Source organism: Bacillus sp. SIMBA_074 (assembly GCF_046534555.1).
GTDB lineage: Bacteria > Bacillota > Bacilli > Bacillales > Bacillaceae_G > Bacillus_A > Bacillus_A mycoides.
In genome coordinates, this window is record NZ_JAWRYM010000019.1 from 95,259 (window position 1) to 102,554 (window position 7,296).

Below are 7,296 nucleotides of genomic sequence, written 5' to 3' on the forward strand. Positions count from 1 at the left end.
ATTTCTTGATTCACATCCATTAATTATATCAAATAAATGATACCCCTTCTAACAAATCTAATAATAGTAAAGTAAAAAATTTAAAATTGAATTACTATTAAGCTAACAAAACTAAATTCCTTTAAATGTGGTACCGTCACCTGCCCATCAACTTAAGAAAACAGATCCACCTTAAACGAAAAAACGAGCTTTTTTATTGCAAGTTAGGGCACAACCTCATTCTGGAGGTAGCTCTATTTTCTTAGCTTGATAGCGATGTGATGTAAAATTAAGATTGTTCAAGTCGGAGCAAGGCACTCTATGATTGATTTCATTTTATAAGGAATCCACTGCAGAAAAAGAATAATTTTATTTAGGAACTAATACCTCACATCCAAAAACAAGTGATACATGTACTAATTCTTATTTAATTTCATTTTTTATTAAGGCAGATTAAAAATGAATTAAAGGTGTGTGAAAAAATGGAGGAATTAAATCAAGTTTTAAACACTTCTGAAAAAATTCAGATAGATAATGAAAGTACATCAGATGTAGAACAATTATTAGACTGTTCTACTCCTTGTCAAAACGTCATAAATACTTCTGGGACAATTAGATTAACGGCCGGTACGAGTAATCCTTCATCAATTATTTTTTCAGAGCCATTACATGTTGGTGATACTTTCCCTGTAATTACAGATCCATTTTATTTAAAACTTAATGTTGCTCAATGTGATGCTCAAGCATCTGTAACTACTCCTTGTGGTGTTATAGAATGTAATGTTTCTGTATCTCAAATTACTGCAGTTGGAAATTTACCATTCTATTTTGGATTTCCAGCTCAATTTTTTCCATGTACAGGTCCAAGAACAGGATTTAGTGCATATTTAAATGATGTTGTACAAATAAACAATGTTCTTTGCTATAACTGTGATGGATCTTTACCTCTATTATGTGTAAATGGACTTTCACAAGTAAATGGTACAGCAACTTTAGTAAGCATTCGTCGAGATAGTTCTTATATATATTTTGATTTTAATGTGGAGATTGTTTTACCTGGTTGCTAAAAAATAAAAAGCACTTATCTTTTTTTGAAGTGACCCCCAAAATCGGAACACATATCAAAATACCTAAACCACCTGTTCCCTATATTCTTTAGGGGATAGGTCTTTTGATTTTTCTTGAATTCGCACATAATTGTAGTATTTTTAATTCCAAGTGTCTCTATAATGGTACGATTTGAATACCCATTCTTTTTCATTTGAATCACTTTCCACTTTATTTCTTCAGAGTAATGAACTCTTGTCTTCAAATGAAAAAGAATTCAAATTAACTCCACACAACACCTCGCCTCTCGTATTCCATTCTATATTCAACAGCAGCTGCAATTTTGGGACTTGCAAACCTTTCCGTGATCCAAAGACCTAAATCAATTCCTGAAGTAACTCCTCATGCAGTAATAATATCGCCTTGATCCACAATTCTGTAATGAAGAAGTTCTGCCCCATATTGACTAATTTCACTCTGCGCCAAATGATGCATTGTTGCCTTTTTATCATTCAATATACCGGATGCAGCTAGTAACATACCTCCAGTACAAACTCCCGCAACAATCGTTCCTTCATTTTGCATCTCTCTAATCATTTTGGTCAAAGTTCCAATCTCTGCTTGCTTTCTCGCCCCATGTTCAGCTTTATGATTCCAGCCACCGCCGGGTACAATTAACAAATCTGGACGATTATCCATTCGTAAAAAATCATGTAGTTTAACCGTAACTCCAAACGAAGTAGTAACCTCTTGTTTTGGTTCACTAGAAACTAATTCAACCGTAAACGGAGCCCCTTCTTCTATCGCTCTTTTCAATACCTCAAAAGGTGCAAAGGAGACAAGCTCTCCAAAACCGTCAAACACTACAATTTGTATTTTCATTTTTAGAACACCTCATATGCTTTGTTTTATAAATCCCAAAAGAGAAGAAATATTATCTACAAATTAACAATGAAGACAACCTTTCTCCCCTTACTCTATAAACTTTCAAATGTTCCTCTAATTCTCTCCCGTCACCTAATAGACTCATCGTCTTTTTAACGAAGTTCCAATTTAAACTACCGGATAACCATAGCAACGAAGAAAGTCTTTTATACTCATTTGAAGTTAAAATGTTACTAGCTTTATACCCTTCTAAAAATGCTCTAGCAACTTCCGGACATACTACATGTGACTCTATTCCTTTCGTTCGAGAGTACCATTTTATTAAAAAGGCTAATCCTTCAATGCGATTTACATATCCAATCGATTCAAAATCTATAATTCCTTTTACACATTGATTTGAGTTCCATATGACATTTAAAAGATTTAAATCTGTTTGTACAATAAACTCCAAATCATTCGTATGTGCGCATACTATATGGTACTTAGCGAGCTCTATATACCCTGGAAATTCCTTACATGTACCGCCCTTATTTTCTAATAGCTTTATAAACTCACCATATCCATCTAAATGAGATTTCTTTTGAAAAGTCGAGCTTTGAAATGTACTAGAAATATCATGTATCTTTCTTGCTTCCTTTCCAAAGACTTCTACCATAATTTCTGTACAATGTGTAATATGTTCCCCTTCAATCCAAGTAGACAATACAAACCGGTACTGTTCACCATTCCAAGTAACAAATGTAAATGACTCTCCCGCCATATTCTCCTTAATCTGCATAAATGGTATTCCATGCTCTCGTAAATAATACGTAAACCGTACTTGCTCTTTCAATTGTTCATTTGATACCGTCCCAAAGGCCGGATTGATTGTTCGATCGCTATTTATAAACCGTGCGGAATACCGATTCCCATTCACCATGATTTTATAATGCAAATCTGTATGCCAACTGTCCTTATGTAATTCTTCTTCCACTAGTAGTGAATGAATTTCTTTAAAATAATTTATTAATACGTCTTTTATTATGTGTTTCATACTATTCTCCTTTCATGTGAAAAAATTTTTATTGCACACTATTTTTTATGATTACTATCTCGATTACTCTAAAAACCCAAATTTTATTCATTGTTAATTATCAATAGTGTTTTATATATATAAATTTAATAGAGGCGGACTACTATTCTAACTATATCATTCTTACATAATATTCTACATTCGTTAAGATAGTTGTTGCAAACCAATGCAGTAGTGACTATGTATAGAAAAAAGAGCCAATCTCCTATACGATAGAAGATTGGCTCTTTCCTTTATTTACTCCCCTGTTTCAGAAAATCGTTTTATACGTTCCCCAATTTCATCGCGAACACGTTGAAATTCAGACCATTCTTTTCCTGCCGGGTCATCCAATCCCCAGTGAACACGATTTACGTGCGGAGGTGTCGAAGGACAAACAGAATCCGCATGACTACAAAGGGTAACAACTAAATCAGCGTTATTTAAAATATTTACATCAATTATATCTGATGTTTGATCTGTTATGTCGATATTTACTTCTTTCATCGCTTTAATAGCATTTGGATTTACTCCGTGTGCTTCGATTCCTGCAGAATAGATATTCCACTTATCGCCTACATATTGTTTGCCCCATGCTTCTGCCATTTGGCTTCTGCATGAATTTCCTGTGCATAAGAAATAGATTGTCTTTTTGTTTTTCATGTTGTTTTCCGCCTTTATTTTTAAATTATACTGGTTGATCATTAAAATATTTACGCTTAAACCAAAAAGCAACGTTTACAAGTGCAATCATTACAGGTACTTCAACTAACGGCCCGATAACAGCTGCAAATGCTGCGCCTGAATGAATACCAAACACACCAACTGCTACAGCGATCGCTAACTCAAAGTTATTACTACCTGCTGTAAATGCTAACGTTGTAGTCACCGGATAGTTTGCACCAATTTTTCTTCCCATAAAGAAAGAAACAAAAAACATTACAATAAAATAAATTAATAACGGAATTGCTATTCTTACTACATCTAATGGTACACTAACAATCATTTCCCCTTTTAAAGAGAACATAACGATGATTGTAAATAATAATGCAAGTAATGTAAGTGGACTAATCTTCGGTATAAATACCTTTTCATACCACTGTCTTCCTTTTAACTTAACTAGTACAAAGCGTGTTAACATACCTGCTATAAAAGGAATTCCCAAATAGATAAATACTGATTTCGCTACTTCTATCATTGTAATATCGACAATAGCCCCTTCAATCCCTAACCATTCTGGAATGACTGTTACAAACACGTATGCATAAACGGAGAAGAATAACATTTGGAATACTGAGTTAAAAGCTACTAAACCTGCTGCATACTCTTTATCCCCATCTGCTAGATCGTTCCAAACAATTACCATTGCAATACAACGTGCTAAACCAATCATAATGAGCCCGACCATGTATTCTGGTTTATCAGGAAGAAAAATAATAGCTAAAACAAACATAAGTACCGGACCAATAATCCAGTTTTGTACTAAAGATAGAACTAACACTTTTACATCTTTAAATACCCGTCCCATTTCCTCGTAACGAACTTTCGCCAATGGTGGATACATCATTGAAATTAAACCAACAGCAAGTGGAATAGATGTCGTTCCAACTTGTAATGTATTAAGTCCGTCTACTACACTAGGAAACACAAACCCTAAACCAATTCCAACAGCCATAGCTAGAAAAATCCATAATGTTAAATATCGATCTAGAAAAGATAAACGCTTCATTTTATCCCCCTTCTCTTATTAACAACAAGAATTTTTATCTACTACGTTAGAAGTCGTACAACAAGATGAATCTTCTATTTTATGAACATCACTATGTGCTTTTGTATAAAAGAACTCCCACCCGTTACCATCGGGATCCGTTACCCAAAACTTATCTTGAACCGCATAACAACAAGTAGTATCCATCTCATCACGTGCAAAGAAACCTTCTTTTTCTAATCTTTCTTTATGAAATGTAATTTCTTCAGCTGTCTCCACTTGAAAACCAAAATGATTTACCTGATTTCCATTCACTTCATCTCGAGCATTAAGTGTAAAATTAAGCCCTGGCGTCTCTAATAAAAATTTTGCATAATCCACTTTCACCTTAACTGGTGACACACCAAATACCTTTTCGTAGAATTCGATAGACTTCTCTAAATCCGTAACATTTATACCAACGTGAACATATCTCATAGCTAATTCCTCCTCTTTATATTTCATTAATCAATTTTTTTTGATTAACGGTGCAAAATTTTAACAGCAACTACCTTTGCCTGTTTTTCTAAAGATACAGCATAATTCTTCTGATAATAAATTATTTACTTCCGAATCATTTAAATCATAATAACTCCACGTACCTTTTGTTTCTTTTACAATTAAACCTGCATCTAATAAAATCTTTAAATGATATGACAACTTAGATTGCGTCATTTCAAAAATCTCTGTTAAATCACATACACAAGTCTGGCCTCGCTGGCAAAGTTCATACATGATTTCTAGACGCTTCTGATCCGCCAACGCTTTAAACTTTTTCTCATAGAGCTGAAAATCTTGTGCCACTGTAGTTCACTCTCCCTTCATCAATTTTTTTTGATATTTATAGTATATACAATCCTTAATTTATCATGCAACTAATTCATCAATTTTTTTGATTAATATAGAACACCTTTCTCTAATCATACCTGTGCCACAAGTATATTCATAATGCCTCAGTAACCCCTCTCTTCTAAAGCCTTACTTTTCTACTAGTTTTTGTGATGGGAGATTAGCAGGTTCAATTAAAGCCTCAATTCTTTCTAACTGAAAGTGATGATAGCCATACTTAACAACGGCCTCCAATGCTTCACTAGCTAGCCCTTTTCCCCAGTAATCTTTGCTTAATTCATATCCAACTTCAGCTCGATAATGTTTGGTAAGCATATTAAGAAAACTACAACTTCCTATAACCTTACAGATTTTGCGATACGGGAAAGCCCATATCGGACTTTAGTCCGCCTTTAGGCACGGGATGAAAGGATCGCTTTTTCATAGAAAAACAGTTGTGTGTTGGTTATAATTAAACTATAGACAAGTACAAGTCTTTAAAACGACAATGTGTTCCTTGAAAACAAGATATCATAGGGAGTTCGATAGCCGAATTCATGCTAATTGTACGTTTAGACACATCTAAACCGGTTCCCTGTACGTTAAGGAATTAGGTTCTATATTTGAGGAAATGTGCGAGACAAGTGTAAACTTAGGGGAATCCAATATTTTCTATTCAAATATGATAGAATAGCAGTATATCCAAAACGGAGGAATAACAAATGAACTCAAATACAAAACAGTTTATTTATGATATCCAGCAAAGAAAGAACAATTATATAGAAAATGTATTAATAGCAATACAACACCCTAAAAAAGAGCAATCTGAACAGGTCATTCAAAATATAGTAGAGAAGATCGATATGATGATCAGTTTAGTTACTACGTACATGGCTATTGAATCAGAATCTACGAAAGAATTAAAAGAGCTTCAGGAAGAAATTATTCATGCTCAAGCATATATTCAAAAACGAAAATTTGAAGAAACACAGAGATAAAACCCTGTGTTTTTATTTGATCGTCTATGACGCTAATCTGTTATAAATCAAATTCGATGTAATTTGATTATTGTTTTGGCATAATCCATACAATTTGTTGAATGAGTACAATATATCGTTTTAAATGATTAGTTTGTTTTTTTATCAACTAATTTATATAACGTAAAAAGAAATCCTACCAATATTAAGCTTTCCACCATGATAATCCCGACCCTCTCCTTCCTTTTAACCCCAATACATCAGATAAAAGTTTTGTATATCCCATATTAGCTGCAGTAAACAAAAAGGATCATCCCTTCTTTTAAAGGCTGATCCTTTTCTAAGTGCATTCAACTATTTTTAGCTATTCTTGATTAATTATAATAACTGCTGGCCCATCTACACGAATTCCACCAACTTCGATTTTTTCATAAGGCTCCACTGTAATAGAAATGACCCCTTCCCGCTTCTTTAATTCATTACTTAATTCTATTGTTAACATTTTTTTCATGTGTGCACTCCTTCTTACTGCTTAATTTACTATTGTTATGTAAATGAAATTATAAATGGTTTCCTGGTCTGGAAACCATTTTTTGTAGTTGACCATATGGTGTTACCAGTTCGTTTATCAATTTTACGCAAAGAAGATAAACAATTACTATTCATTGTCTCAGTAGATGTAAGAAACTCTTAAAGATACCGGTTAGATTGATTGTTTTTTCTTCTAGAAATAATGACTTAGATAGTATATTACCTAAAACAATGAAAGCCCTACCTCTCTT

General features: G+C 33.5%; 8 protein-coding genes and 3 pseudogenes. 2 read left to right on the forward strand and 9 right to left on the reverse strand.

The features are described from left to right. Positions 1-461: 461 nt before the first annotated feature. Positions 462-1,046, forward strand: coding sequence for a hypothetical protein (locus tag SB773_RS19625; protein WP_131245547.1), 585 nt, complete (start codon positions 462-464; stop codon positions 1,044-1,046). Positions 1,047-1,144: 98 nt separating this feature from the next. On the opposite strand, the pseudogene SB773_RS19635 reads toward SB773_RS19625, so the two are convergent. The 8 genes and pseudogenes from SB773_RS19635 to SB773_RS19670 form a co-directional block, all read right to left on the reverse strand. Beyond that, a pseudogene (locus tag SB773_RS19635) lies at positions 1,145-1,291 on the reverse strand (IS3-like element ISBt2 family transposase); the annotation flags it as partial. A gap of 17 nt (positions 1,292-1,308) precedes the next feature. Continuing rightward, positions 1,309-1,908: pseudogene (locus SB773_RS19640) on the reverse strand (DJ-1/PfpI family protein). A 52-nt stretch (positions 1,909-1,960) separates the two neighbouring features. Further along, on the reverse strand, positions 1,961-2,944 hold the full coding sequence (locus SB773_RS19645) for a phosphotransferase (protein WP_410591559.1): 984 nt from the start codon (positions 2,942-2,944) through the stop codon (positions 1,961-1,963). Positions 2,945-3,220: 276 nt separating this feature from the next. Beyond that, positions 3,221-3,625 (reverse strand): arsenate reductase (thioredoxin), encoded by a 405-nt coding sequence (arsC, locus tag SB773_RS19650; RefSeq protein ID WP_410591561.1) that lies wholly within the window; start codon positions 3,623-3,625, stop codon positions 3,221-3,223. Between the two features lie 25 nt (positions 3,626-3,650). Further along, the gene (arsB, locus tag SB773_RS19655) at positions 3,651-4,691 is read right to left on the reverse strand and encodes an ACR3 family arsenite efflux transporter (RefSeq protein ID WP_410591563.1); all 1,041 of its coding nucleotides are present in this window, start codon (positions 4,689-4,691) and stop codon (positions 3,651-3,653) included. Between the two features lie 18 nt (positions 4,692-4,709). Beyond that, positions 4,710-5,147, reverse strand: a complete 438-nt coding sequence (locus tag SB773_RS19660; RefSeq protein WP_410591565.1) for an ArsI/CadI family heavy metal resistance metalloenzyme — start codon at positions 5,145-5,147, stop codon at positions 4,710-4,712. 60 nt (positions 5,148-5,207) lie between these two features. Further along, complete coding sequence (gene arsR / locus SB773_RS19665) at positions 5,208-5,513, reverse strand: arsenical resistance operon transcriptional regulator ArsR (RefSeq protein WP_002190095.1); 306 nt, start codon at positions 5,511-5,513, stop codon at positions 5,208-5,210. Positions 5,514-5,690: 177 nt separating this feature from the next. Then, positions 5,691-5,906, reverse strand: a pseudogene (locus SB773_RS19670) (GNAT family N-acetyltransferase); the annotation flags it as partial. A gap of 353 nt (positions 5,907-6,259) precedes the next feature. Here SB773_RS19670 and SB773_RS19675 point away from each other — a divergent pair. Continuing rightward, positions 6,260-6,535, forward strand: a complete 276-nt coding sequence (locus tag SB773_RS19675; RefSeq protein WP_410591568.1) for a hypothetical protein — start codon at positions 6,260-6,262, stop codon at positions 6,533-6,535. Positions 6,536-6,878: 343 nt separating this feature from the next. On the opposite strand, the gene SB773_RS19680 is transcribed toward SB773_RS19675, so the two are convergent. Continuing rightward, positions 6,879-7,025, reverse strand: a complete 147-nt coding sequence (locus SB773_RS19680; RefSeq protein WP_410591570.1) for a BC1881 family protein — start codon at positions 7,023-7,025, stop codon at positions 6,879-6,881. Between the last annotated feature and the right edge of the window lie 271 nt (positions 7,026-7,296).

Bases quoted from the DNA above. Each gene is read 5' to 3' on its own strand.
- SB773_RS19625 (WP_131245547.1), top strand. From the start codon at position 462: ATGGAGGAATTAAATCAAGTTTTAAACACTTCTGAAAAAATTCAGATA.
- SB773_RS19680 (WP_410591570.1), bottom strand. From the start codon at position 7,025: ATGAAAAAAATGTTAACAATAGAATTAAGTAATGAATTAAAGAAGCGG.
- arsB (WP_410591563.1), bottom strand. From the start codon at position 4,691: ATGAAGCGTTTATCTTTTCTAGATCGATATTTAACATTATGGATTTTT.
- SB773_RS19645 (WP_410591559.1), bottom strand. From the start codon at position 2,944: ATGAAACACATAATAAAAGACGTATTAATAAATTATTTTAAAGAAATT.
- SB773_RS19675 (WP_410591568.1), top strand. From the start codon at position 6,260: ATGAACTCAAATACAAAACAGTTTATTTATGATATCCAGCAAAGAAAG.
- arsC (WP_410591561.1), bottom strand. From the start codon at position 3,625: ATGAAAAACAAAAAGACAATCTATTTCTTATGCACAGGAAATTCATGC.
- SB773_RS19660 (WP_410591565.1), bottom strand. From the start codon at position 5,147: ATGAGATATGTTCACGTTGGTATAAATGTTACGGATTTAGAGAAGTCT.